The organism is Caulobacter sp. BE264 (genome assembly GCF_031457805.1).
In the GTDB taxonomy this organism is placed as follows: domain Bacteria; phylum Pseudomonadota; class Alphaproteobacteria; order Caulobacterales; family Caulobacteraceae; genus Caulobacter.
The window spans coordinates 90,581-116,271 of the sequence record NZ_JAVDXI010000005.1; the positions used below are offsets into that span (position 1 = coordinate 90,581).

The following is a 25,691-nucleotide window of genomic DNA, read 5'->3' on the forward strand; positions in this document are numbered from 1 at the left end:
CCTCCCCCGCAGCGCGGGGGAGGAACTATTTCCTCGTCGCGACCTTAAGCCGCCCGCACCCGGGTGATCAGCTCCTCGTACTGGCTGGCTTTCTCCGCACCCTCGAAGGCCCCGTACTCGCACTTGGCCATGACGTCGGCCGGCGGGAAGATCACGGGATTGCTCTTGTAATCCTCCGGCATCAGCGCCTTGGCCGCCGCGTTCGGGGTCGGATAGAGGATCGTCTTGCTGATCTCGGCCCCGGCCTGCGCGTCCAGCAGGTAGTTGATGAAGGCGTGGGCGTTGTTCGGCCGCGGCGCGCCTTTCGGGATGCACAGCGTGTCGGAGTTGATCAGGCTGCCTTCCTTGGGCACGACGAAGTCGAGGTCCGGATCCTCCTTCATCGCCTGGGCGATATCGCCGTTGTACTCAAGCACCAGATCAACCTCGCCCGACAGCAACAGGTCCTGGCCGTTGTCGTCGTGGAAGGCCTTCACGAAGGGTTTTTGCTTGATCAGCATCTGCTCGATCTTCGGCAGCATATCCGCCGGGATATTGTTGACCGAGTGGCCCATATACTTGGCCGCGAGGCGGACGAGGTCGGCGCTTTCCGACAGGAGGGCGATACGGCCCTTGTACTGGTCGCTGTCGAACAGCCACTTCCAGCTGTCGGGCACGCCCTTGACCTTGCTCTTGCGGTAGCCGATGCCCAGCAGCAGCCAGGTGTAGGGCATCGAGAACTTCCGACCCGGATCGAAGTCCGGGTTCAGGAAGCTGGGATCGATGTTCTTCAGGTTCGGGATCTTGGCGTGATCCAGAGGCTCCAAGAGGCCACCCTGGCTCATCCGCGTGACGAACTCGTTCGACGGCACCACGACATCGAAGCCGGGATTGCCGGCCTTGAGCTTGGCGAACAGTTCGTCGTTGGTCGCGAACAGGCTCATGTTCACGTCGATCCCGGTGGCCTTCTTGAAGTCACCGAGCGTGGTTTCGCCGATGTAGGTGTCCCAGTTGTAGAAGTTGAGCTTGGCCTCCTCGGCGCCGGGCGCGGCCTTGGGCTTCTCGCCGCAGGCCGTGAAGGTCAGGCCGATCGCGGCCGCGCCGGTGGCGGTCAGAAGCGAGCGGCGGCTCAGGCCCGCCTTGTTCAGTCCTCGCTGGGTGATCGTGCTCATCGTCTCGAAACTCCCCTATCGCTTCGTTAAATGCGGGGCCCGGGCCCCGGGCTGACTTCACGCTACATCGCAGCGCCCTCAGGCGTTGCGGAGATACCAGTCGAAATCCAGTTCGGTGACGACCTCAAAGAAACGCGCCTGTTCGGTGCGCTTCACAGAGACGAACATGTCCACGAAACGGTCGCCCAGATAGTCGCGCAGCACCGTCGATTGCTCGAACAGGTCCACCGCCGCGAACCAGTTGTTGGGCAGGCGGATGTTCTCCTTGGCGGCCGCCGCATAGCCGTCGCCGACCACCGCCGGACCGGGATCGAGCTTGTTCTTGATCCCGTGGTGGGCGCTGGCCAGCAGCACGGCGAGGACGAGATACGGATTGCCGTCAGCGCCGGCCACGCGGTGCTCGACGTGACGGGTCTTGGGCGGACCGGCCGGCACCCGCAAGGACACCGTGCGGTTGTTCACGCCCCAGGTCGGCGCCACCGGCGCGTAGCTGTTGGCCTTGAACCGGCGATAGCTGTTGGCGTTAGGCGCCAGGATCGCCATCCCCTCGCCCAGCAGCGCCTTCATGCCGGCGATGGCCTGCTTGAGCAGATCCGAGCCCTCGAGGTCCTCGCTGGCGCAGAGGTTGTTTCCGGCCGCGTCGTTGACGCTGAGATGGACGTGGAATCCGTTGCCGGCCCGGTCGCTCCACGGCTTGGCCATAAAGGTCGCTTCGATCCCGTGACGCAGGGCCACGCCCTTGGCCGCGCGCTTGTAGAGCACCGCGTCGTCCGCCGCGCGCAGGGCGTCGGGCTTATGCTTGAGCGTCAGCTCCACCTGCCCCGGCGCGAACTCCGAGATCGCGCCTTCCAGCGGCACGCCGATCGTATCGGCGACATCCCAAAGCTCGCGCAGGAACGGGGCGTGGGCCTCAAGTTCCGGCAGGCCATAGACCTGTATGCCGGTGGGGCGCAGACCGGTCTGCAGCGACTTGGCGGGCAGCAGCTCGCCGTTCGGGCCCCGCTGCAGATCGACGAGGTAGTATTCCAGCTCGCAGGCCGCGACCGGCGTCAGGCCGTCGGCGGCGTAGCGGTCGAGCACACGCTGCAGCACATGGCGGGGGTCGAGGTCGTTGGGCGTGCCGTCCAGCTCATACAGCGACAGCATCACCTGGGCGACGTCGGGGCCGAGCCACGGCGCCAGCGTCAGGGTGCCCGGCACGGGCCGCGCGCGGCGGTCGGCGTCGCCGTCCTCCCAGACCAGGCCTGTGTCCTCGCAGTCGGCGCCGTTGGTGTCGACCACCAGCACCGAGCCGGGCAGGAACCGGCCATACTCGTAGATGGCCTCCAGCTCGTGCACGCGCAGCCGCTTGCCGCGCGGCACGCCGGTCATGCTGGTGAAGAACACCTCGACGAACCTAACCTGCGGATGGGCGGCGAGAAAGTCGCGGCACTCCTGGATGTCGGCTACTGCGCTCATCATTCCCCCATCGCCGCCGCAAAGCCGTCAACGGCCGCGACCAGTCGGTCGATCGCCGCGTCTTCGGTGACGGGCGAGACCAGCATCATGTTGTGGAAGGGCGCGATCAGGACGCCCCGGTTAATCAGCCACAAGTGCAGCGCTTCCACCGCCTCGTGGTCCAGCACTTTCCGCATTTGGGCGGCGTTTTTCGGCGGCGGGTCGGCGAAGACCAGCTCCACCCGGGCCCCAACATGGACCACCGACCAAGGCCGTTTCCGCGCTGCGATCACGCCCTTAAGACCGGTCACCAGCCGATCGGCGCCGGCCAGCATCTTGCCGTAGGCCGCCTCGGTCATGACTTCGGTGAGCATGGCGCGCATGGCGGCCATGGCCAGGGCGTTGCCCGACAAGGTGGTGCCGATGCCCGACTGGCCAGGACCAATCCTTTGCTGAGCCTCGTCCATCCGCGCCGAAAGCTCTGCGGTGACGCCCCAGACCGCCGCCGGCACGCCGCCGGCGACCGCCTTGCCCAGCACGAAGACGTCGGGATCCAGGCTGTGGGCCCGCGTATAGCCGCCGGGGCCGGTCGAGATCGTGTGGGTCTCGTCGATGACCAGCAGGGTTCCAGCCTCGCGCGTCACCCGACGAAGGGCCTCCAGGAAGCCGGGCTCGGGCAGGATCATGCCGCAGTTGGTCATCACCGGCTCGGCCAGGACGGCGGCGACATCGCCGGGGGCCAGCGCGGCTTCCAGGGCGGCCAGGTCGTTGAAGGGCACGACGCGGGTTGTGGCGGTCAGGTCCTGAACCTGCCCCAGCAGACCCGGCTTCATCACCGGCGCACCGTCCTTCAGCACCACGAAGGCGTCGTCGACCATGCCGTGGTAGCAGCCGTCAAACACCAGGATCGCCGGCCGACCGGTGACCGCCCGCGCCCAGCGGATCGCCGCGCGGTTGGCGTCGCTGGCCGTCGTCGCCGCCTGCCACAGCGGCAGGCCGAAGCGCTCGGCCAGCAGCTTGCCGACGATCGCGGCCGACGCGGTCGGCAGCATGAAGCCCGCCCCGCGCTTGATCTGGTCGGCGACGGCGGCGGCGACGGACGGATCGCCGTGCCCGAACATCGACGGCGTGTCGCCCAGGCAGAAGTCGTCATAGAGCTTGCCGTCGACGTCGGTGATCTGAGCCCCGACGCCTTGAGCGGCGAAGATGGGCGACGGGCTGGCCCAGTCGTTCATCCAGTGCATTGGCGCCCCGCCGCGCCAGTGGGCGCCGGCCGCCTTGGCCATGGCGACCGAACGCGGGTGCTCGGTCGTGAAGCGGGCGCGCTCGGCGGCAAGGAGGGTTTCCAGCGATCTGGAAAGTTCGGCGATCATCTCGCTGCCTCGACAGATGCTGTCATCCCGGGCGTAGCGAAGCGCAGACCCGGGACCGCCGAGAGCACGGCGCTCAGGCGACGGTCCCGGATCGGCGCGCTACGCGCTTGTCCGGGATGACAGGTCTGGATGTTGAGCGCCTGTCTCATCCGACCCCGCCAAAACACAGGTACTTCGTCTCCAAATACTCATCGAGCCCTTCGGAAGCGCCTTCACGGCCCAGACCCGATTCCTTCACCCCGCCGAACGGCGCGACCTCGGTGGAGATCAGGCCTTCGTTGATCCCGACCATGCCGGCCTCGATCTGCTCGGCCACGCGCCAGCAGCGGCCGACGTCGCGGCTGTAGAAATAGGCCGCCAGGCCAAAGGGCGTGGCGTTGGCCAGCTCGACCGCCTCGGCCTCGGTCTCGAACTTCACGATGGGGGCGACCGGCCCGAAGATCTCCTCCTGGAAGATCCGCATCTCGGGGGTGGCGCCGACCAGCACGGTCGGCTGATAGAACAGCCCGCCCAGGCCATGGACGTCACCGCCGGTCAGCACTTCTGCCCCGCCCTGCACGGCCCCGCTGACCAGGCCTACCACCTTGGTCAGGGCCTTCTCATTGATCAGAGGGCCGATCTGCACGCCCTCGCCCGTGCCGGGCCCCACCTTCAGCGCGGCGACCTTTTCGGCTAGGCGCGCGGCGAAGGCGTCGTGGATGCCGGACTGCACCAGAAGCCGGTTGGCGCACACGCAGGTCTGGCCGGCGTTACGGTACTTGCTGGCGATTGCGCCATCAACGGCGGCCTCAAGATCTGCGTCGTCAAAGACGATGAAGGGCGCGTTGCCGCCAAGCTCCAGGGAAAGCTTCTTCATCGTGCCGGCGCACTGCTGGTACAGCACCTTGCCGATGGGGGTGGAGCCGGTGAACGACAGCTTGCGCACCCGGCTGTCGTCGCACAGCACCTTGCCGACCTCACCCGAGCGGGTGGTCGTGACGATGTTCAGCACGCCCGCCGGCACGCCCGCCTCGACGGCGAGCCGCGCGATGGCCAGCGCGCAAAGCGGCGTCTCGGCCGCCGGCTTGACCACCACCGTGCAGCCGGCCGCGAGGGCCGGGCCGACCTTGCGGGTGATCATGGCGATCGGGAAGTTCCACGGCGCGATGGCTGCACAGACGCCCACAGGCTGCTTGACCGAGACCAGGCGCTTGCCGGCCATGGGCGTCGGGATCGTGTGGCCGTAGGCGCGCTTGGCCTCCTCGGCGAACCAGTCGATGAACGACGCGCCATAGACGACTTCGCCCTTGGCCTCGGCCAGCGGCTTGCCCTGCTCGGCGGTCATCAGTCGGGCCAGATCGTCAGCGTGAGCGAGGATCAGTTCGCTCCACCGCCGCAGGATCGCCCCGCGGTCCTTGGCGGTCTTCGAGGCCCACGCAGGGAGGGCGCGATGCGCCGCGTCGATCGCCAGCGTCGTCTCTTCCGCGCCCAGGTCCGCGACCTTGGCGATCACGGCTTCGTCGGCGGGATTGAACACGTCGAAGGTCGTCTCGCCCCGGACCCAACGGGCGTCAATCAGGGCTTCTGTTTCAACAAGGTTCAGGGCGGTCATTCGGCTTACCTCAGCGTCACGGACACCGACTTCAGGTCGGCGTACTTGTGCAACGCATGAAGGCTGCGGTCGCGGCCAAAGCCGGACTGCTTGAAACCCCCGAACGGCATGGTGATGTCGCAGGCGTCCCAGCCATTGACCCAGACCAGACCCGCCTTCAGCCGCCGCGCACCGCGCAGGGCTCGGCTGACATCAGCGGTCCAGAGCCCGGCGGCCAGGCCGTAGATGGTGTCATTGGCCAGACGCATCGCCTCGTCCTCGGACTGGAAGGTCATAACGCCCAGAACCGGGCCGAACACCTCTTCGCGCGCTAGGGAGTGGTCGGGCCGCACCTGATCGAAGATGGTCGGCTCAACATAGAAGCCGCCGGTCTCCTGGCGCACGCGCGCGCCGCCCAGCACGCGCCGCGCGCCCTGGCTGTCGGCCGTGGCGATATAGTCGAGCGCGGTGTTCATCTGGCGCTCGCTGACCATGGCGCCAAACTGGGTCGAGGGATCCAGCGGGTCGCCGACCCGTATGGCCTTGGCGACCTCGACCACCCGCGCCAGGAAAGTGTCCTTGATCGAGGCCTCGACCAGCAAGCGAGAGGCGGCGGTGCAGACCTCGCCTTGATTGTAGAACACGCCCCAGGCCGCGGCCTGGGCGGCGGCCTCCAGGTCCGGGCAGTCGGCGAAGACGATCTGGGGCGACTTGCCGCCCAGCTCCAACGAGACGCGCTTGAGGTTCGAGCGCGCCGAGTACTCCATCAGCCGCCGGCCCACGGGTCCCGAACCGGTGAAGGCGATCATGTCGACGTCCATCGACAGCGCCAGCGCCTCGCCCGCAACGCCGCCAAGGCCTGGCACGACATTGAGGACGCCCGGCGGCAACCCCGCCTCAAGCGCCAGCGCGCCCAACTTCAAGGCCGTCAGCGGCGACTGCTCGGCGGGCTTGAGCACGACCGAATTGCCCATGGCCAGGGCCGGAGCGACCTTCCACATCGCCATGTGTAGCGGAAAGTTCCACGGCACGATCGCGCCGATCACGCCCAGCGGTTCGTGGACCGCGTAGCTCAGTCGATCCGCCGGCGAAGCCCCGACCTCGCCATAGACCTTGTCCAACGCCTCGGCGTACCAGCGACAGGTGTTGATCGCGAGGGGCACGTCGACGTTGCGCGCGTCGCTGATCGGCTTGCCGACATCCAGGCTTTCCAGAAGCGCCAACGCGTCGGCGTCGCGCTCCATCAGTTCGGCCAGACGGAACAGCACCGCCTTCTTCTGGCGCGGCCCCTGATCGCGCCAGCGGCCGTCCTCGAAGGCGGCGCGGGCGCCGGCGACCGCGCGCTCGACGTCTTCGGGCTGGCAGGCCGCCACGAGGTTCAGCACCTGCCCGTTGCGAGGCGACACGTTGTGGAAGGTCGCGCCCGATGCGGCCTCAACCAAGGCGCCGTCGATCACCGCCTGGCTGGGGGGCGCAAGCTTGGCGAGGCGCTCGGCGATGTCGGCGGGAAGGGTCACGCTTGGATTTCCATAATACTGTGATCACAGTTTTCTGCATCAGGCGGCGTGTCAAGCGCTCGCCTTAGGCGATCGCCTCGACGGCGATACGCATCTTATCCATGCCCTCGGATAGGTCAGCAGCGATGGCGCGACGGGCGCCTTCTGCGTCGCCGCTCCTGACCGCCTCGATCGCCTCGGCATGGCGGTCAGCGACCAGCACGTCGGCGCCGACACGGCCGAACACCACGCGCATGAACGGTCCGATCTGTAGCCAGAGCCCGCCCGCCATGGCCTGCAGAACGTCCGCTTCCGCGCGTTCATACAGCGCGAAGTGAAATGCGTGGTTGGCCGCCATGTAACGGTCGACATCGCCCAGCCGCAGCGCCTCGTCGAGGTCGGCGTCGATGGCTTGAAGCTGGCGGACGAGCCCGGTGTCCGCCCGCGTCACAGCGCGCGCGGCCAATTCAGGCTCGACCCAGAGCCGCGCCAGAGACAGCTGCTCCAGGCGATCCGCAGTCAGCGACGGCACGGACAGGCGCTTGTTGGCCGGGTTGATCGCCAGGGCCCGCTCGGCCACCAGCCGCCGCACCGCGTCCCGCACAGGCATGGGCGAAACCCCCAGCTCGGCGGCGAGACTCCGGAGGGAGACGCCCTTGCCCGGCGCAATCCGACCCGTGATCAGCGCCTGCCGGATCGCTTCGTACACTTGGTCATGCACGGCTGTTGAATCGGCGAGCGGCCGGCGGGTCTTCATGCGTCATCTTCCAAGAAGGCCTTGCCAGTTGACCCTCAATTGCGATCACAATGCAAGCGCTCGCAAGGATCCTGCCCATGCCTGATTTCGGCGCCAACGACCTAGACGCCTTCTGGATGCCGTTCACGCCGAACCGGCGGTTCAAAAGCCATCCGCGCATGCTCTCATCAGCCAGTGGCATGTGGTACCGCACGCCTGAAGGCCGCGAGGTCCTGGACGCGACGTCTGGCCTCTGGTGCGTCAATGCGGGCCACGACCGACCCAAGATCCGCGAAGCCATCCAGCGCCAAGCGGCCGAGATGGACTACGCCCCCTGCTTCAACATGGGCCACCCGCTGGCCTTCCAGTTCGCCTCGCGCCTGGCGCAGATCACGCCCAAGGGCCTGGACCGGATCTTCTTCACAAACTCGGGCTCGGAGTCGGTCGACACGGCGCTGAAGATCGCGCTGGCCTACCACCGCGCCCGGGGCAAGGGGACCAAAACCCGGCTGATCGGGCGCGAGCGCGGCTATCACGGCGTGGGCTTCGGCGGCATCTCGGTGGGCGGCATCCCCAAGAACCGGATGTACTTTGGGTCCCTGCTGACCGGCGTCGATCATCTGCCCCACACCCACGGCCTGCCGGGCAACGCCTTCGCCAAGGGCCAGCCCGAGAACGGCGCGCATCTGGCTGATGATCTGGAGCGGATCGTCGCGCTGCACGACGCCTCCAACATCGCCGCCGTGATCGTCGAGCCGGTGGCGGGCTCGACCGGGGTGCTGATCCCGCCGAAGGGGTATCTGGAGCGCCTGCGGGCGATCTGCGACAAGCACGACATCCTGCTGATTTTCGACGAGGTGATCACCGGCTTTGGCCGGGTCGGCGCGCCGTTCGCCGCCGACCGCTTCGGGATCACACCTGACTTGATCTGCATGGCCAAGGGCCTGACCAACGCCGCCGTGCCCTGCGGCGCGGTGGCGGCGTCCGGCAAGATCTACGATGCGATGATGGACGGCGCGGACGCCCCGATCGAGCTCTTCCACGGTTACACCTATTCAGCCCACCCGCTGGCCTGCGCCGCTGGCCTCGCTACGCTGGAGACCTACCACGAGGACGATCTCTTTGCGCGAGCCGCCGGGTTGGAGGGTTACTGGCAGGACGCGATGCACAGCCTGGCCGACGCCCGCCACGTCGTGGATGTCCGCAATCTGGGGCTCGTCGCCGGGATCGAACTTGAACCGCGCCCTGACGCACCCACGGCCAGGGCGATGGAGGTCTTCGAGACCTGCTTCGATGAAGGCCTTTTGATCCGCGTGACAGGCGACATCATCGCCCTATCGCCGCCCCTGATCCTGGAGAAGGACCACATCGACCGCATGGCGGAAACGATCCGCGCCGTGTTGTCGAAGGTGAACTAGGCGGGCCGCGCCTAAGGATGGACAGACGCTAGGACGTGGCGCCCGGGAAGCCGCGCCACTCGACCCAATCGCCGTAGGGATGGCAGACAGCCAGGATCGTCGTGTCACCGTCGGGCCAGCGCGTGCAGCGCAGCTGAACCTCCCGGCGATCCGGCGTCCACTCAAGACCGATCTCGACGAGCGGCCGATCAGCCGTCGCGCCCGCGCCGGCGGCGGCCATCATCCTGGCGACGCCTTGGCGCTCTCGATCGCTGAGATACTGGATAAACATCGTGTGGACCACGGTGCGACAAACGCCTTCGGGTTGCCGCTCCGCCAGACGCTGGGCGAGCCAAAGCTTGGCGTCGCCGCGATGGACGTTGGGCGGATGATCGACGGCGATCTGCAGAGCGGCCTCGAGCCGCTGTGAGCGCGCGGGTTGGTCAGCCCAGGTGAAAGACAAGAGCCGCTCGCGATGCGAGGGGTCGAGGGCGCTGAGGGGGCTGAGATCGACACCCTGGGCGGATTCGATTTCTACGGAGGCGAAAGGCGGATCCGCGCCGCGCCAGACGGGGGCGATATGAACCGGCGACGCAGCGTCGCCCGCCGCGACCGACCCTAGCTGATAGGCGTAGCGGGCGAGGTTGAGGTTGAGGCCGCAGCTGGAACCAAGCTCCAGGATCTGAAAGGGCATCGGCCGTTGCGCCGCAACCGCCATCAGCGCCGACATGACCGCGCCGCCCCGGGCGACTTCGTTGGTCTGGGTCGGGTAGCGCATCCAGTCGGCGATGAATTGGTCTTCCTGGGCCAGCGCCTCAGCGATCGCGCCGTCGAAATCGTCATGCTCACCGCTGTAGAGATCGGCGAGATATTGCGGCTTTCCGCGACGCGCGAGTGCGTGAAGCGCGCCGTTGACGCGCATCGCGACGGCGGCCGCCGCAGGGTCCCCGCGCCAGCTCTCGACCATCTTCCTGCTTTGCGGCGCCAGCGGAAGCTGGCGATCGACGGCCTCCAGAACGGCGGCGACAAAGTCAGAGCCCGTCGAGCGGCATTTTTCCGCCTGGCGCGCGAACTCATACTTGGCGCCAGCTGCGAGCATCTTCATGAAATACAATCCACGCGAGAAACACGTCCCGGAAGGTGGGACAGATCAGTTTCCAAGTATCGGCGCCAGATGACACCGGGTCCCTGTTTTTGGCTTCTTCTGGAGTTGTGGCCGTGGCGACCTAAGCGCGCCGCCCGTTAAGGCCGTATAAATTACGATCGATCTTTCTGGCGACACTATGTCGCGCCCTCAGATTGGGCACACGCCAAACGTCGTTAAGACCCGAGCAATCACTCTTGTCTAGCTCTTGATGCCAGCTTCCCACGGGTCGATTCACCGTTTGAGACAAACACGTCGAGAACGATCCGATGTCGCCCCGGGGCCTGCAGCTGATCGGCCAGAGAGTAGTGGAACGATGACGACCGATATGAACATTCCGAAGAAGCTCAGCCTGTCGTTCGTCTTCATCTGCGTGTCTGCAGCCATCATGATGGTCGTCTTCCTGGCGACGATCCTGATGATCCGCGCCTCGACCGAAAACAACAATCTCAGCCAAGAGATTCACGCCGACGCCTTGGCGCTCGAGACGGCCATTCTCCGGCAGAACAGCCAGTTCCGCGGCTATCTGGTCACTGGCGACGACACCTACCTGAAGTCCTACTACGAGGGCCGGGACGAGTATGATCAGGTTTCGGCCAAGCTGTCCGCCACGCTGACCGATCCCGAGATGCTCAAGCACATCGAGGACTCGCGCGCCGCGACCCTCGCCTGGCGCAAGGACTGGGGCGACCGTCTGATCGCGGTCGTGAAGTCGGGCCAGCGCGACGCCGCGCAGCAGGAAGTCCGCGACGCGGGCAAGAAGGTGCTGGTCAGCGCGGCCGTGCTGCCGCTGCGCGAAGTTCGCAACGCCGAGGTCAAGCATATCGCTGAGAACGGCGACCGTCAGCAGACCGCGATCGTCACCGCCATCGCCGCCCTCGCCATCGGCGGGATTGCGCTGATCACCATCGCGATGCTGGCGGCGCGCATTCTGAGCCGCTCGATCGCACGTCCGATCACGACGCTGACCGCAGCGATGACCCAATTGGCCCGCGGCGACAACGACATCGTGGTCGACGCCAACCGCGGCGACGAACTGGGCGATATGGCGCGCGCCGTGCTCGTGTTCCGTGACGCCGCCCTGGCCAAGGCCGAGGCCGACCGCGCCAAGGAAGAAGCCGATCGCGCCAAGGCTGAGGCCGACCGCGCTAAGCTCGGCGCCGAGGCGGCCCAGCGTCGCGTCGTGGAAACGCTGGACACGGCCCTGGCCGCTCTGGCGTCCGGCGACCTGACGCACGTCATCAGCAACCCGTTCGAGCCCGAATACGAACGCCTGCGTCAGTCGTTCAACAGCGCCGTGGAAGGTCTTGAGCAGAGCATTTCCGGCGTGGCGCGCTCGGCCAAGAGCGTGCGCTCAGGCGCCGCCGAGATCTACACGGCCTCCGAAGATCTCTCGCGCCGCACTCAACAGCAGGCCTCGCGCCTGCAGGAAACGACCGAAGCGACCAAGCAGGTCACCGTCATGGTGGGCGAGACCGCGCAGCGCGCCGCTGACGCCCGCACCGCGATCGAGGTCGCGAACGGTAATGCTGCGGACGGCGGTGCGATCGTCAACGAGGCGATCTCGGCGATGGACGCCATCCAGACCAGCTCGGAAGAGATCAGCCAGATCATCAACTTGATCGACAGCATCACCTTCCAGACCAACCTGCTGGCGCTGAACGCCGGCGTCGAAGCCGCCCGGGCGGGCGATGCGGGCAAGGGCTTCGCGGTCGTGGCCTCGGAAGTTCGCGCGCTGGCTCAGCGTTCGGCCGATGCGGCGCGGGACATCAAGACGCTGATCCATACGTCGTCCGAACAAGTGGCCAGCGGCGTGCGCCGGGTCGGCGACACCGGCCAGATGCTCACCCTCATCGGCTCGAAGATCGGCGACACCAACACGCTGATCAACGAGATCGCGCACAACACCGAAACCCAAGCCGACAACCTGAAGCAGGTCAGCAGCGCCGTCGCGAGCATGGACAGCATGACCCAGCAGAACGCGGCCATGGTGAAAGAGGCGACCGCTGCAGCGCGCAGCCTCGCCGGGGAGGCCGACGAACTGGCCACCTTGGTCGCCCGCTTCCGGCTGCGCTCGGCGGAGTTCGGCCAAGCCTCAGCTCCGGCTGCGCGCGGCCTGAGGGTCGCCGGCGCCGGCCGGGGCTGATCTCGGCGGCGCGCCCCCCGCGCCCTACGACACTGCATTGACGTCCAGTCGGGCGCCATACGGCGCCCGAGCCTGCGCGCTCGCGCTCGTAAAGCTCGAGCGAGGGATGCAATAGCAAGTATAACGATAGTATTTTGGACACATTGTCGCACCTAAAGGTCGCGGCTGATAAGTCCAGATTTACCTTATTGTTATACTCGATCCGCCAACATCATCTGAAGCCACATAAAATATAAGTAGAAATACGGAGCTCTCTCATGAAATACCTGCTTGCCACCGCCGCAATCGCGCCCCTTCTGATGTTTTCCTCGGCGAACGCTGAGGCGCTGAGCGCTGGCGCCGAGAGCGCCAAGCCTGCAGCCGAGAAGGCCGTTCAAGGCGCCGGCGGCAAGGCGAGCGGCGAAGCGGTGTTCTCGACCGGCGTCGCCAAGGGCCGCGACCGCCTCGATAGCGCCACCTCCACGAGCGCACTGCGCGGCACGGACGCCGAGACCTTTGGCGCCCGCTCGCTGGGCGAAGTGCTGCGCAACATCCCCGGCATCCGCGCCGAGTACGCGGGCGGTGAAGGTAATGCGAACTACTCGATCCGCGGCCTGCCGCTGTCGGGCACCGGCTCGAAGTATGTCCAGCTCCAGGAAGACGGTCTGCCGGTCCTGGAATTCGGCGACATGCTGCAGTTCACCTCCGACATGTTCATGCGCGCCGACCTTAACCTCGCGCAGATCGAGACGATCCGCGGCGGTTCGGCCTCGACCTTCGCGTCGAACTCGCCGGGCGGCGTGATCAACCTTCTTTCCAAGACCGGCGACACCGAGGGCGGCGCGGTCCAGGGGACCTACGGCCTGAACTACGGCGAGAAGCGCATCGACGGCGACTACGGCGCCAAGATCAGCGACACCCTGCGCTTCCATGTTGGCGGTTTCTATCGCCAGGGCGAAGGCCCGCGCGACGTCGGCTACACCGCCTACAAGGGCGGCCAGATCAAGGCCAACCTCACCAAGACGCTCGATAACGGCTATGTCCGCGTCTACGCCAAACTGATGGACGACCGCACGCCGTCCTACCAGTTCGTTCCGATCCGCGTGACCGGCACGAACGCCGATCCGACCTTCAGCAGCCCGACCAACTTCAACATCAAGACCGACTCGCTGCTGTCGCCCTACACCGGCAACATCCTCACGCTCGACAGCGCCAACAACATCGCTCGCGATGACGTCCGCGAGGGCCAGCGCGCCAAGGTCGCCTCGATCGGCCTCGACACGCAGTTCGACCTGAACGGCTGGACCATCAGCGAGAAGTTCCGCATTTCGAAGATCTCGGGCGGCGTCCTGCAGGTGCGCCCTATCGCCGTGGCTCCGGCGGCGGCGCTCACCTTCGCCTACGGCGGCGTCGGCGGCGCGCTCAGCTTCGCCACCGGTCCGCAGCGCGGACAGGCGATTGCGAACCCGTCGGCGCTCAACGGCAACGGCCTGATGACGTCGTCGCTGATGATCAAGAGCGATATCAACAGCCTGGACAACGTCACCAACGATCTGCGCGCCAGCCGCGTTTGGAAGGTCGGCGAGGGCAACCTGACCACCACGGTCGGCTACTACAAGTCGTCACAGGACTATGGTTCGTACTGGTCGTTCCTGAACATGCTGACCGACGTCAACGGCGACGGACAAACCTCGCTGGTCAACGTGCGCACGGCCACCGGCGTGCCGGTCACGCAGGACGGCATGCTGGCCTATGGCATCGGCGGCGCGCTCTATCACCGCAGCTACGACGTGAACTACGGCGTCGACGCGCCCTACGCCTCGATCAACTACCACATCGGCAAGATCGCCGTGGGCGGCAGCCTGCGCTACGACATGGGCAAGGTTGACGGCACGCTGTACGGCGCCGAGCTGGGCGGCGGTCGCCTGGGCGTCATCTCCAAGGACATGAATAGCGACGGCGTGATCTCGCTCGCGGAGACCAAGACCGCCGCACTGCCGCTGGGTCAACCGGGCCGCGTCGACTACGACTACAACTACCTCAGCTACTCGACCGGCGTGAACTACCGCGTCGCCGAAGAGCTGGCCGTCTTCGCCCGCTACAGCCGCGGCGGCCGCGCCTCGGCCGAAAAGCTGCTGTTCACCCCGGCGATCGACTACAACACCGGTAAGCTGGTGGACGACGAAAGCGCCTATGACACCGTGAAGCAGGCGGAACTTGGCCTGAAGTACCGGATCTCGGGCATGACCTTCAACGTCACGGGCTTCTCGGCCAAGACCGGCGAGCGGAACCTCCAGGTCAACAGCGCCGCCGACGGCTCGATCCGCGTCGAGAACATCGTGCGTGGCTACAAAGCCAAGGGCGTCGAGCTGGAAGCCGCCGTCCGCAAGGGTCCGTTCAGCGTGACCGCCGGCGCCACCTACACCGACGCCCAGATCACCAGCGACGTCCTCCATCCGGAGTACAAGGGCAACAAGCCGCGCCACCAAGCGGACTTCATCTACTCGGTGACGCCTCAGGTCGAGTTGAAGAACGCCACGGTGGGCTTCAACGTCATCGGCACCACCAGCAGCTTCGCGCAGGACACCAACCAGCTGAAGCTGCCCGCCTACACCCTGGTCAACGCCTTCGTGCAGATCCGTCCGGTTGAGAACGTGCAGTTGATGCTGAACGTCAACAACATGTTCAACACGCTGGCGCTCACCGACTCCGAGCAGGCCGCAATCCCGGCCAGCGGCGTCATCCTGGGCCGCGCCTATGCGGGCCGGACCGCTTCGGCGACGCTGCGCTACAGCTTCTAAGACGCTGCACTTAAAGCTCTAGAACCAATGCGGCCGGGACGCGCAAGCGTCCCGGCCGCTGCTTTTTTGGGTAGCTGGGGTCGACGATCGGCGACACCGAAGCGCCCGCCCGCGAGGTCGCGGACAAGATAGAAGCCCAGACCCAAGCGCAGCCCCCCCCTGAAGCTGGCTATCAGTCGCCATCGCCGCGACGAGCCAGAATATTCACGCCTGAGCGGCGCAACCCGAACAAGGTTGAGTCAAAATAAAAAGTAGAAATGCGGACACAATGTCGCACCCGCGCGCGGCAAAGCATAAGTCCAGATTTACCTTATCGTTATAATCGGAACCCCAATATCTGATCAAATTACACAACACATACAGAGACGTACGGAGCCCTTCATGAAGTACCTGCTCGCAACTGCTGCGATCGCGCCTCTCTTGATGTTCTCCTCGGCGACCGCAGCGGCGCTGAGCGCTGAAGCCGCCGATGGGGCTAAACCCGCAGCTGAAAAGGCCGTCCAAAGCGCCGGCGGCAAGGCGAGCGGCGAAGCTGTGTTCTCGACCGGCGTCGCCAAGGGCCGCGACCGCCTCGACAGCGCCACCTCGACCAGCGCCCTGCGCGCTTCGGAGTTCGAGACCTACGGCGCCCGCTCGCTGGGCGAAGTGCTGCGCAACATCCCCGGCATCCGGGCCGAGTACGCGATCGGTGAGGGCAACGCCAACTACTCGATCCGCGGCCTGCCCCTGTCGGGCGCCGGCTCGAAGTACGTTCAGTTGCAGGAAGAGGGCCTGCCGGTCCTCGAGTTCGGCGACATGTACCAGTTCACCCCGGACATGTTCATGCGGGCCGACCTGAACCTTTCGCAGATCGAGACGATCCGCGGCGGTTCGGCCTCGACCTTCGCGTCGAACTCGCCGGGCGGCGTGATCAACCTGATCTCCAAGACCGGCGACACCGAAGGCGGCGCGGTCCAGGGGACCTATGGCCTGAACTACGGCGAAAAGCGCCTCGACGGCGACTACGGCGGCAAGATCAGCGACACCCTGCGCTTCCATGTTGGCGGCTTCTACCGTCAGGGCGAAGGCCCGCGTGATGTCGGCTACACCGCCTACAAGGGCGGGCAGATCAAGGCCAACCTCACCAAGACGTTCAGCAACGGCTATGTGCGCGTCTACGGCAAGTATCTGAACGACCGCACGCCCAACTTTCAGTTCGTTCCCATCAAGGTTTCGGGCACGAACGCCGACCCGACGTTTAGCGCGCTCGCCAACTTCAACCCGAAGACCGACTCGCTGCTGTCGCGCTACACCACCAACATCCTGAAGCTGGATGAAAACAACAATCTGGCCCAAGACGACGCGCGCGGCGGCCAGCATGCCGTGGTCAAGTCGGTGGGCCTGGACGCTCAGTTCGATGTGAACGGCTGGACCATCACCGAGAAGTTCCGCTTCTCCGACGTGGGCGGCAGCAATCTTACCATTCGCCCCATCGCGGTGAATCAGGCGGCGGTTCTAGCGGTGGCCAATGGCGGGGCGGGTAGCACGCTCAGCTTCGCCACGGGACCGCAGGCGGGTCAGGCTATATCGAGCCCCGCAACCCTGAACGGCAACGGGCTGTTGACCTCCTCGTTGCAGTTCGACACCAAGATCAAGAGCCTGAACAACGTCACCAACGACATCCGCGCCAGCCGCGTGTGGGACATCAATGGCGGCGCCCTCACCACGACCGCCGGGTTCTACGCCTCGTCCCAGGACTACGCGACAGATCTAACGTTCCTCAACGTCCTAGCCAGTGTCGCCGGCGAAGGCCAGGCCACGCTGATCAACACCAGGACGGCGGCCGGCGTACCTTACACGCAGGACGGTTATGCCTCGTATGGCCTGGGCAACACCTTCCGCCGCAACTACGACATGAACTACGGCGTCAACGCGCCTTACGCATCGATCAACTATCACATCGGCAAGATCGCCGTGGGCGGCAGCCTGCGCTACGACATGGGTAAAGTCCGCGGCACGCTGTTCGGCGCCGAACTGGGCGGCGGACGTCCTGGCACGACATCCTTCGACATGAACCGCGACGGCGTGATCTCGACGGCGGAAACGAAGGTTTCGTACCTGCCCCTCGGCCAGCCGGGCCACGTGGACTACGACTACAAATACCTCAGCTACTCGACGGGCGTGAACTACCGCATCGCCGAACAGCTGGCCGTCTTCGGTCGCTACAGCCGCGGCGGGCGCGCCTCGGCCGACAAGATCCTGTTCACGCCGGCGGTCAACTACAGCACCGGCAAGCTTGTGGACGACGAGAGCGCCTACGACACCGTCAAGCAGGCCGAGCTGGGCCTGAAGTACCGGATCTCGGGCTTGACCTTCAACGTCACGGGCTTTTCGGCCAAGACCGGCGAGCGCAACGTCCAGATCGTCAGCGGCGCCGATGGCACGGCTCAGGTCTTGAACATCGTTCGCAGCTACGAGGCCAAGGGCGTCGAGCTGGAAGCGACCGTTCGCAAGGGCCCGTTCAGTGTGAACGCCGGCGCTACCTATACGGACGCCAAGATCGCCAGCGACGCCCTCCGTCCCCAGCTCGTCGGCAACACGCCACGTCACCAGGCCGACTTCATCTACTCGGTGACACCGCAAATCGAGCTGAAGCATGTGACCTTCGGCGCGAATGTGATCGGCACCACCAGCAGCTTCGCGCAGGACGCCAACCAGCTGAAGCTGCCCGGCTACAAACTGGTCAACGCCTTCGTGCAGGTCCGCCCCGCCGAACGCGTGGAGCTGATGCTGAACGTCAACAACCTGTTCAACCAACTGGCCCTAATCGACTCCGAGCAGCCCGCGATCCCCGCAACCGGCGTCATCCTCGGCCGCGCCTTCCTGGGCCGGACCGCTTCGGCGACGCTGCGCTACAGCTTCTAAGACAGAACCGGCCGAGACGTTCACGCGTCTCGGCCACAGCCTTAAAGACGCCGGCGCGGGCCCTCCCCCGCCGGCGTCGGCGTGTCTGGGCGCGCGCATCGCGCCAAACCTCGTAGAGCCGCCAGGTTGTCGCAGGCGAACTAAGCCTCGCTTCATTCTTTCCTGCGATGCTCGGCGCCTTATCGCGTTTCAGGGAATGATCATGTCCAAAGCTTGCAGCGGATGCCGCGATGGCCAGGATTTCGAGACGCCCTTCTCGATGGCCTTTCAGCCGATCGTGCAGCTGTCGTCTGGCGCGGTCTTCGCGCATGAGGCCCTGGCGCGCGGCGCTGAGGGTCAGGGCGCAGGAACCGTGCTGTCGACGATCTCGGACCAGAACCGCTACGTCTTCGACCAGCAGTGTCGCGTGAAGGCCATCGAGCTGGCCACCACGCTGGAGCTCCCCCAGACGGGCGCGAACCTGTCGATCAACTTCATGCCGAACGCGGTCTATGAGCCGCGCGCCTGCATTCGCCTGACCTTGGCGACCGCCATGCGGACGGGCTTTCCCCTGAATCGCTTGATCTTCGAGTTCACCGAGAACGAGCAGCTAGATATCCAGCACGTGCTGAACATCCTGCGCACCTATCGCGCCATGGGCTTCAAGACCGCGATCGACGACTTCGGCGCGGGCTATGCAGGCCTCAACCTGCTCGCCAAGTACCAGCCCGACATCGTCAAGTTGGACATGGAGCTAATCCGCGGCGTCGACAGCGATCGCGGCAAGCGGGTGATCGTCTCGCACCTGGTGAAGATGCTCGCCGAACTGGAGATCCTGACGGTCTGCGAAGGCGTCGAAACGATCGATGAGCTGTCGGCGCTTCGCGATCTAGGCGTGGACTACGTCCAGGGCTACGTCATCGCAAAGCCGGTCTTCCAGGGTCTGGCGACGCCGGACCTGAACGCGATCATCGCGGGCGATACGACATCGCCACGTCACAACGCTGATAGCGCGCCCCGAATTTCTGCATGATCTCCGCATCGTGGACGAAGCCTAGCTTCTCATAGAGGTGGATGGCGGCCTCGCATTTGCGGTTGGTCAGCAGGTAGATCCTGTCCATTCCCAGGCTCGCGGCGCGTTCCAGCGTCTTTGCGAGCAGGAACTCACCCGCCTTGAGCCCGCGAGCGCTCTTGAGCACGCCCATCTTGGTCAGTTCAACCCAGTCGTCCTTCGAGACCATCAGGGCGCAGGTCCCCACAACGCCCAACGCCGCCGTCTCGGCGAACAGCACCGCCCCGCCCTTCTCCAGGATCAGTTCACGGGGCCTCGACAGCAGGTCGATGTCGTTTTCTTCGAGCGCGAACATCTCCTCGATCCACTCGGCGTTGATCCGATAGAAGGCCTCCGCCAAGTCGTCGGAGAAGTCGCGCGTCCACATCGTAGGACGACCCGCCGCGTCGGCGCGGGCCAACAGCGAGCGCTCGGCCAACCGCGCCTCCACCCGTGACAGCCCCAGCATGAAATCGCCATTCAGCGACGCGACCAACTGGGCCGCCGCCGGTTCAATGCGCGGCAGAAGTTCAGACTGGATCCGGGCCATCAGCGCTCGTCCCTTGTCGGTGAAGGCCAGACGCTTGGTGCGCTGGTCTCCCGGTACGCGACGGATCTCGACGAAACCTTCGCGCTCCAGGGGCCCCAGCGCCCGCGTCACCGTCGGCTGCGCCAGTTGCAGCCGTTCCGCCAGCTCGCCCACAGAGATCGGCTCGTGCATACGGATCGCCATGAGGAGCGACATCTGGGCTGGCTGCACGGGCAGATCCAACGAGCGCGCCACCTCAGCGGCGTCAGCCTGCATCCGCTCCGCCAGGCGCTTGAGCCGGCTGCCCAGGAATCCGACGCCCAAACCGGCCAGAAGATCAACGCCCATCGCCCCGCTCCATTTCATAGCGCGCTATATAGTTAGCTATGGAATAACCCATCCCGCAAGTCTCCTCGTCGCGCGTAACGGTGTGTCCCAATCGAGCCGCAGCGGGGAGGAAGAATGACACCGGTGGACAAAGTGATGCCCGCCCGGCATTTTCGGCATCGACCTAACGGCGGCTCGATCGCCGACGTCTTCGAACAGGAAACGCCATGCGGGACCGCCGCTCCCTTTTCGCAGCCACCGGCGCGCTAGCCTTGGCGTTGCTCGCCGCCGGCCCCGCCCGCGCCAGCGAAGTCACCGCCTTTCCAGGCGCTGAAGGCGCGGGACGCCTCAGCCTTGGGGGGCGCGGCGGCGCGGTGCTTAAGGTCACCAATCTGAATGACTCCGGCCCGGGCTCGCTACGCGCTGCGGTCGAGGCCAAGGGCCCGCGCACGGTCGTGTTCGACGTCGCCGGTACGATCCAACTGAAATCGCCGCTGAAGATCAGCAATCCGCGTATCACCATCGCCGGCCAGACCGCGCCGGGCGGTGGGATCACCCTGCGTGACCAGACCCTGGTGATCGGCGCCGATGACGTCGTGATCCGGTTCATCCGCTCGCGCCTGGGCGCCGAGAGCAAGGTCGAGGGCGACGCGATCTGGATCAGCGGCGGGCGCCGTATCATCCTCGACCACGTCTCGGCCAGTTGGTCGGTGGACGAAACGCTGTCGGCCTCGGCCCGCTACGGCGAGCCGGGCCAAGGCTTCCATGACCTGACGGTCCAGTGGTCGATCATCGCCGAGAGCCTGGCCAAGTCGATCCACGTCAAGGGCGACCACGGGTATGGCAGCCTGATCCGCGGCGGCCAGGGCAGCCGGATCAGCTTTCACCACAATCTGTGGGCCAACCACGTGGCCCGCATGCCGCGCCCGGGGAACTACGACGGGCCCGACAAGGACCCGATCGGTCCGTTGTTCGATTTCCGATCCAACGTCTTCTACAACTGGGGCAAGGGCTATGCCGGCTACAACGCCGACAAGGCCACGCGGGCGGCCTACAACTTCGTCGACAACGCCTACGTCCCCGGTCCCGACACTGGCAAGCGCGTGATCTTCCAGGAGAGCAACTTGGAGGCCAAGGGCTACTTCGCCGGCAACAGTATGGATGGCGTGATCCCGGCCGATCCCTGGAGCCTGGTGACCTTCACGATCCCGGAACCCGCCGGCTATCGTCTCGCTACGCCGCTGGACGTGGCGCCGGTTTCACCCGAGAGCGCCGACAAGGCCTATCAGCGTGTCCTGGCCGACGCCGGCGCCTCGGTCTGGCGCGACCCGGTCGACCGGCGGATCGTCGAGGGCGTGCGCTCCCGCCAGGGCAAGGTGATCAACACCGAGACCGACGTCGGCGGCTGGCCGGAACTACCCGTCGGAAAGGCGCCAGCCGACACCGACGGCGACGGCATGCCTGACGCCTGGGAAAAGGCGCAAGGCCTCGACCCGAAGACCGCCGACGGCGCGGCGCCGGCCAACGACGGTTCGGGGTGGACGAACCTGGAGCTCTATCTCGCCGACGCGGCTAAGGTTCGGGGGTAGACCCCACAGAGAGGGAAGTTCTGCCGACCTTAGGCCTTCCCCCACCGGCGCTTCGCGCCACCTCCCCCGCTAGGGGGAGGATCTTTGCGGCTTTTGCCCCCCCGCGCGCTTTCCGCTAGAAGCCGCCCCATGTCGCACAACACTTTCGGTCACCTGTTCCGCGTCACCACCTGGGGCGAGAGCCACGGCCCGGCGCTGGGCTGCGTCGTCGACGGCTGCCCTCCGGGGATCGCCCTCACGGCGGAGATGATCCAGGTGTTCCTCGACAAGCGCCGTCCGGGGAATGGCAAGTTCGTGACCCAACGCCAGGAGCCGGACGCGGTGCGGATCCTGTCTGGCGTGTTCGAGGACGAGCGCTCGAACGGCCAGCGCACGACCGGCGCCCCGATCAGCCTGATGATCGAGAACACTGACCAACGCTCGAAGGACTATTCGGAGATCGCGCAGGCCTTCCGGCCCGGCCACGCTGACTATCCCTACTTCGCCAAGTACGGTGTGCGCGACTATCGTGGCGGCGGCCGCAGCTCGGCGCGCGAAACCGCCGCGCGCGTGGCGGCCGGCGCGGTGGCCCGGCTGATCCTCCCCGGCGTGACGGTGCGCGCCGCCCTCGTTCAGATCGGTCCGCACAAGATCAATCGCGCCAACTGGGACTGGGCCCAGACCGAACAGAACCCTTACTGGTCCCCTGATGCGGCCGTTGTGCCGGTTTGGGAGGAGCACCTCGAGAAGATCCGCAAAGCCGGCTCGTCGACCGGCGCTGTTGTCGAGGTCGAGGCCACGGGTGTTCCGGCCGGCTGGGGCGCGCCGCTCTATGGCAAGCTGGACGCCGAACTCGCCGCCGCCCTGATGTCGATCAACGCCGCCAAGGGAGTGGAGATCGGCGACGGCTTCGACAGCGCCGCCCTGACGGGCGAGGATAACGCTGACACGCTGCGGATGGGGGCGGACGGCGAGCCCGTGTTCCAGTCCAACCATGCCGGTGGCGTCCTGGGCGGCATCTCTACGGGACAGCCGATCGTCGCGCGCGTCGCGTTCAAGCCGACCTCCTCCATCCTGATCCCCCGCGAGACGGTCAACGAGGCCGGTGAGGAGATCGAGCTGCGCACCAAGGGCCGCCACGACCCCTGCGTGGGCATTCGCGGCGTACCGGTGGTGGAAGCGATGACGGCCTGCGTGCTTGCCGACGCCTTCCTGCGTCATCGTGGTCAGACCGGAGGCGAGCACTTCCGGCTTGGCGCAGGCCGCCACCCGGAAAGCTTGTGAAACCAGAGATAGCCCGCAACGGCCAAGCGTACCCGATATGCCGGGTCGCCGGCTTGACCGGTGGCCAAAGGCGCGAGTAAGCCTCCAGCCTACAGAAACGATGGCGGCTCAAAGCGCCCGCATAAAGTGTGCTATGCGAGGCGGTGGGGAGGCTTGGCGTGCGGTTCGACCTCCTGAAGATCCTGCTGGTCGAAGACAACCAGCACATGCGCATCCTGCTGATCGAGATGCTGCGCGCCATCGGCGTGCGTCACATCCATGAAGCGGTGGACGGGGCCGAAGCGCTCACGACCATGCGCTCGACCCATATCGACGTGGTGTTGACCGATCTGACGATGAGCGGCCTCGACGGCGTTGAGTTCGTGCACCTTCTGCGCCGCTCGCCCGACAGCCCCAACCCGTTCTGCCCGATCGTGATGATCACCGGCCACTCGACCGAACGTCGCGTGCGGGAAGCCCGCGACGCTGGGGTCAACGAGTTCCTGGCCAAGCCCATCACCGCGCGCGGCTTGGTGCACCGCCTGACCCTGCTGATCGAAAATCCGCGCCCCTTTGTTCGGGCCGGAGACTACTTCGGGCCAGACCGTCGGCGACGTGATGATCCACGGTACGCCGGGCCCCGGCGCCGGGCGGAGGACGGCGGGGCGTTCTACCTGGACGACCTGGACGCAGGGCACGACCATCCGACGCGGAGACTGTAAACCTTTACGGGCCTACAAGATGGTGAACAGCCCCTTCACGAGCACCGTCATGATCCCTCGTCGCCTCGTTCCGATCGCTCTTGTTCTGGGCGGTCTATGCCTCACTCAAGCCGGCTGCATGGCCGCAGCAGCCGTGGGCACGGTCGCCGGAACGGCGATCGGCGTCACCGGCGCCGTTGTGGGGGGCGCGGCCAAGGTCGGCGGCAAGGCCGTCGTCGCCACCGGAAAGGCGATCATCCCTGGCGACAGCGACAAGAGCAATCTCGCCGATCATCGCCACGAGGAAGAATAGGCCCGCTTACAGCGACAGTGAGCAGGTCTCGCCGATCGTCGGACGCGACAGCACCACGCGCGAAAGCCCCGGGAACCGGACCTTCAGGCGCTCGGCGAAATAGAGGCAGAGACGTTCCAGCGTCGGCACCTCGAGACCCGGCTTGTCGTTCAGCAACCCGTGATCCAGTTCCGTAGCGACGGCCTTCAGAGCCACGTCCAGGGTGTCCAGGTCCGCCACCCAACCGGCCTCCAGCATCTCGCCCCGCACGCTGGCCTCGACCTTGAACGAGTGACCGTGCAGCTTGCGATAGCGATGGTCCTGCGGACCCTGCTCAATGTAGTGAGCCGCGTCGAAATACGCGGCCTTCGTGATCTCGAAGACGGGCTTCATCTGTTGCTTCTTTGACTAGGCCTGGGAGGCTCTAGCGCAACGACCCTGTCACCAAGTCGCGCGCCTTATCCGTCAGGGCAGGCCGAGATATTTGTGCGTTTGGACGCTTAAACGCCATTGTGGGTGCGAAAGGCAATAGGCCACAGCCATTTGCGTATTTGCGTCGCGGTCAGGTCCGTCCATCGGTTGCAGATAGAACCGCTCGAAATCCAGATCGGCGAAGCGCTCGGGCATCGCCTTTTCCTGCGGGAAAACGAGCTTTAGCTCCTGACCCGATGTCTGGACGACGGGCGCGTCGGCCTTGGGGCTTATGCAGATCCAGTCGATACCGGGCGGCGCTTGGAGCGTGCCGTTGCTCTCGACCGCGATCTGGAACCCGCGCGCATGCAGGGCCACGATCGCCGCTTCGTCCAGCTGCAGGAACGGCTCGCCGCCGGTGCAGACCACCAGGCGATCGTCCGGACCGCCGGTCCACTGAGCCTCGACGGCCGCCGCCAGATCATCGGCCGTCGCGAACTTGCCGCCATTCTCGCCGTCGGTTCCCACGAAATCGGTGTCGCAGAACGTGCAGACCGCCTTGGCCCGGTCCTGCTCGCGCCCGCTCCAGAGATTGCAGCCTGAGAACCGGCAGAACACGGCGGCCTTGCCCGCCTGTCCGCCCTCGCCCTGCAGGGTGAGGAAGATCTCCTTGACCGAATAGGTCATTGGGCCAGCGCCTCACGCCCCGCCGCGTCCCATTCGACGTAGCCCTTCTCGCGCAGTTCGCACGCGGGACACGTCCCGCAGCCATGCCCCCAGGGGTGAAGCTGACCGCGCTCCCCCTGGTAACAGGTATGGCTCTCTTCGACGATCAGGCGGACAAGCGTCTCCCCGCCGAGTTGCTTGGAGAGCCCCCAGGTCTGAGCCTTCGTGAGCCACATCAGCGGTGTTTCAATCCGGAAATCCCGATCCATGCCCAGGTTCAGCGCCGCCTGCATGGCGTCCAGTGTGTCGCGCCGACAGTCGGGATAGCCCGAGAAATCAGTCTCGCACATGCCGCCGACCAAGGCGTCGATCCCTCGCCGATCAGCCAGGGCCGCCGCATAGGTCAGGAACACCAGGTTGCGCCCCGGCACGAAGGTCGAGGGCAGCCCGCGTTCCGTCATCTCAATCGCGCGATCGGCGGTGAGGGCAGATTGCGCCACCGCGCCGAAGCTTCGGATGTCCAGGACATGGTCTTCGCCCAGCCGCTGCGCCCAGTCTGGAAACCGCGCGGCGATCTCGCGACGCACCGCTTGGCGCGCCTCCATCTCGACCGCATGGCGCTGGCCGTAGTCGAAGCCGACCGTCTCGACGCGATCATAACGCGACAAGGCCCAGGCCAGGCAGACGCTGCTGTCCTGACCGCCGGAGAACAGAACCAGGGCGGCCTGGCGTTCACGGGCGCTCATGCGGGCCTCTCGATGTCCATGAAA

At 66.0% G+C, this 25,691-nt stretch carries 20 protein-coding genes; 9 read left to right on the top strand and 11 right to left on the bottom strand.

The window, feature by feature from the left end; translation table 11 throughout:
- Window positions 1-44 precede the first annotated feature (44 nt).
- From J2X45_RS13265 to J2X45_RS13290, 6 genes are all read right to left on the bottom strand, one after another.
- Complete coding sequence (locus tag J2X45_RS13265) at window positions 45-1,151, bottom strand: spermidine/putrescine ABC transporter substrate-binding protein (RefSeq protein ID WP_310215496.1); 1,107 nt, start codon at window positions 1,149-1,151, stop codon at window positions 45-47.
- A gap of 78 nt (window positions 1,152-1,229) precedes the next feature.
- Window positions 1,230-2,612, bottom strand: a complete 1,383-nt coding sequence (locus J2X45_RS13270) for a glutamine synthetase family protein (RefSeq protein ID WP_310215499.1) — start codon at window positions 2,610-2,612, stop codon at window positions 1,230-1,232.
- Window positions 2,609-3,961 carry an aspartate aminotransferase family protein gene (locus tag J2X45_RS13275; RefSeq protein WP_310215500.1) on the bottom strand — a complete coding sequence of 451 codons (1,353 nt, stop codon included), beginning with the start codon at window positions 3,959-3,961 and terminating at the stop codon, window positions 2,609-2,611. The genes J2X45_RS13270 and J2X45_RS13275 overlap by 4 nt, the downstream gene beginning before the upstream one ends.
- A 145-nt stretch (window positions 3,962-4,106) precedes the next feature.
- A complete protein-coding gene (locus J2X45_RS13280) occupies window positions 4,107-5,552 on the bottom strand; it encodes an NAD-dependent succinate-semialdehyde dehydrogenase (protein WP_310215503.1) in 1,446 nt (481 codons plus the stop codon).
- Window positions 5,553-5,557: 5 nt separating this feature from the next.
- Window positions 5,558-7,048 carry an aldehyde dehydrogenase gene (locus J2X45_RS13285; protein WP_310215505.1) on the bottom strand — a complete coding sequence of 497 codons (1,491 nt, stop codon included), beginning with the start codon at window positions 7,046-7,048 and terminating at the stop codon, window positions 5,558-5,560.
- Window positions 7,049-7,112: 64 nt separating this feature from the next.
- Window positions 7,113-7,784 carry a GntR family transcriptional regulator gene (locus J2X45_RS13290; protein WP_310215508.1) on the bottom strand — a complete coding sequence of 224 codons (672 nt, stop codon included), beginning with the start codon at window positions 7,782-7,784 and terminating at the stop codon, window positions 7,113-7,115.
- A 68-nt stretch (window positions 7,785-7,852) separates the two neighbouring features.
- Here J2X45_RS13290 and J2X45_RS13295 point away from each other — a divergent pair, with 68 nt between their 5' ends.
- Complete coding sequence (locus J2X45_RS13295) at window positions 7,853-9,181, top strand: aspartate aminotransferase family protein (protein WP_310216046.1); 1,329 nt, start codon at window positions 7,853-7,855, stop codon at window positions 9,179-9,181.
- Between the two features lie 28 nt (window positions 9,182-9,209).
- On the opposite strand, the gene J2X45_RS13300 is transcribed toward J2X45_RS13295, so the two are convergent.
- Window positions 9,210-10,274 carry a DUF2332 family protein gene (locus tag J2X45_RS13300; protein WP_310215511.1) on the bottom strand — a complete coding sequence of 355 codons (1,065 nt, stop codon included), beginning with the start codon at window positions 10,272-10,274 and terminating at the stop codon, window positions 9,210-9,212.
- Between the two features lie 346 nt (window positions 10,275-10,620).
- Here J2X45_RS13300 and J2X45_RS13305 point away from each other — a divergent pair, with 346 nt between their 5' ends.
- The 4 genes from J2X45_RS13305 (at window position 10,621) to J2X45_RS13320 (ending at window position 19,146) form a co-directional block, all read left to right on the top strand.
- On the top strand, window positions 10,621-12,450 hold the full coding sequence (locus J2X45_RS13305) for a methyl-accepting chemotaxis protein (RefSeq protein ID WP_310215513.1): 1,830 nt from the start codon (window positions 10,621-10,623) through the stop codon (window positions 12,448-12,450).
- Window positions 12,451-12,707: 257 nt separating this feature from the next.
- On the top strand, window positions 12,708-15,230 hold the full coding sequence (locus tag J2X45_RS13310; protein WP_310215514.1) for a TonB-dependent receptor: 2,523 nt from the start codon (window positions 12,708-12,710) through the stop codon (window positions 15,228-15,230).
- A 381-nt stretch (window positions 15,231-15,611) separates the two neighbouring features.
- Window positions 15,612-18,134, top strand: coding sequence for a TonB-dependent receptor (locus J2X45_RS13315; RefSeq protein ID WP_310215517.1), 2,523 nt, complete (start codon window positions 15,612-15,614; stop codon window positions 18,132-18,134).
- Between the two features lie 196 nt (window positions 18,135-18,330).
- Window positions 18,331-19,146: an EAL domain-containing protein gene (locus J2X45_RS13320; protein WP_310215520.1), complete on the top strand. Its 816-nt coding sequence runs from the start codon at window positions 18,331-18,333 to the stop codon at window positions 19,144-19,146.
- Here J2X45_RS13320 and J2X45_RS13325 read toward each other — a convergent pair.
- Window positions 19,082-20,041, bottom strand: a complete 960-nt coding sequence (locus J2X45_RS13325) for a GNAT family N-acetyltransferase (RefSeq protein ID WP_310215522.1) — start codon at window positions 20,039-20,041, stop codon at window positions 19,082-19,084. The two genes, J2X45_RS13320 and J2X45_RS13325, sit on opposite strands and share 65 nt — an antisense overlap.
- Before the next feature lie 206 nt (window positions 20,042-20,247).
- Between J2X45_RS13325 and J2X45_RS13330 the strand changes: the two genes are divergently transcribed.
- From J2X45_RS13330 to J2X45_RS13345, 4 genes are all read left to right on the top strand, one after another.
- A complete protein-coding gene (locus tag J2X45_RS13330) occupies window positions 20,248-21,609 on the top strand; it encodes a pectate lyase (RefSeq protein ID WP_310215524.1) in 1,362 nt (453 codons plus the stop codon).
- A 129-nt stretch (window positions 21,610-21,738) separates the two neighbouring features.
- On the top strand, window positions 21,739-22,872 hold the full coding sequence (gene aroC, locus J2X45_RS13335; RefSeq protein WP_310215526.1) for a chorismate synthase: 1,134 nt from the start codon (window positions 21,739-21,741) through the stop codon (window positions 22,870-22,872).
- Window positions 22,873-23,030: 158 nt separating this feature from the next.
- Complete coding sequence (locus J2X45_RS13340) at window positions 23,031-23,573, top strand: response regulator (protein WP_310215529.1); 543 nt, start codon at window positions 23,031-23,033, stop codon at window positions 23,571-23,573.
- Between the two features lie 49 nt (window positions 23,574-23,622).
- Window positions 23,623-23,865, top strand: a complete 243-nt coding sequence (locus tag J2X45_RS13345) for a hypothetical protein (protein ID WP_310215531.1) — start codon at window positions 23,623-23,625, stop codon at window positions 23,863-23,865.
- Between the two features lie 6 nt (window positions 23,866-23,871).
- On the opposite strand, the gene J2X45_RS13350 is transcribed toward J2X45_RS13345, so the two are convergent.
- The 3 genes from J2X45_RS13350 to queC all read right to left on the bottom strand — a co-directional run bounded on the left by J2X45_RS13350 (window position 23,872) and on the right by queC (window position 25,667).
- Window positions 23,872-24,237, bottom strand: coding sequence for a 6-carboxytetrahydropterin synthase (locus tag J2X45_RS13350; protein WP_310215532.1), 366 nt, complete (start codon window positions 24,235-24,237; stop codon window positions 23,872-23,874).
- Window positions 24,238-24,309: 72 nt separating this feature from the next.
- Window positions 24,310-24,942 carry a 7-carboxy-7-deazaguanine synthase gene (queE, locus tag J2X45_RS13355; RefSeq protein ID WP_310215534.1) on the bottom strand — a complete coding sequence of 211 codons (633 nt, stop codon included), beginning with the start codon at window positions 24,940-24,942 and terminating at the stop codon, window positions 24,310-24,312.
- A complete protein-coding gene (gene queC / locus J2X45_RS13360) occupies window positions 24,939-25,667 on the bottom strand; it encodes a 7-cyano-7-deazaguanine synthase QueC (protein ID WP_310215535.1) in 729 nt (242 codons plus the stop codon). The genes queE and queC overlap by 4 nt, the downstream gene beginning before the upstream one ends.
- Between the last annotated feature and the right edge of the window lie 24 nt (window positions 25,668-25,691).